The organism is Mesorhizobium sp. M4B.F.Ca.ET.089.01.1.1 (genome assembly GCF_004022605.1).
GTDB classification, from domain to species: domain Bacteria; phylum Pseudomonadota; class Alphaproteobacteria; order Rhizobiales; family Rhizobiaceae; genus Mesorhizobium; species Mesorhizobium abyssinicae.
The window spans coordinates 1-426 of the sequence record NZ_RZOS01001469.1; the positions used below are offsets into that span (position 1 = coordinate 1).

The 426-nt window shown below is 59.2% G+C and carries 1 pseudogene; it reads right to left on the reverse strand.

What is annotated here, in order from left to right:
• Positions 1-426, reverse strand: a pseudogene (locus EN780_RS37925) (ArdC-like ssDNA-binding domain-containing protein); the annotation flags it as partial.

The following is a 426-nucleotide window of genomic DNA, read 5'->3' on the forward strand; positions in this document are numbered from 1 at the left end:
CTCCCAGCATCGCGAAAACTTTCGAACGGCGGCATCTGTACGATATCGAGAGACGGATTGAAATAGGCCTGGTTACCACCGTGGCGGATCACCGCGCCGGTATTGGCAAAAAAGGCATCGGCACGGGCATCCGCTCCACCGGATCGGTGGCGGGTGCCGGATTAAGGTAATACTGCTCGGGAAGGCCTTCGATCTGATCGGCGCAGAACACCGTATAGGCCTCGAGAAAGGGAATTCCGCGTTCCACTTCCTCACCACGCGCATCAGTCTCCGTGCGCGTGAAGCGGCTGGCATAGACAACGGTTGCGCCGGTCTCGCCCTTGCGGACATGTCCGCTGAGCTCGATGCTCTGCTTAAAGGTCATCCAGGTGGGCGAGACGAAGCCTCTCGAAACCGCTTCCGACCAGAGAAGCAGGGTGTTGATCC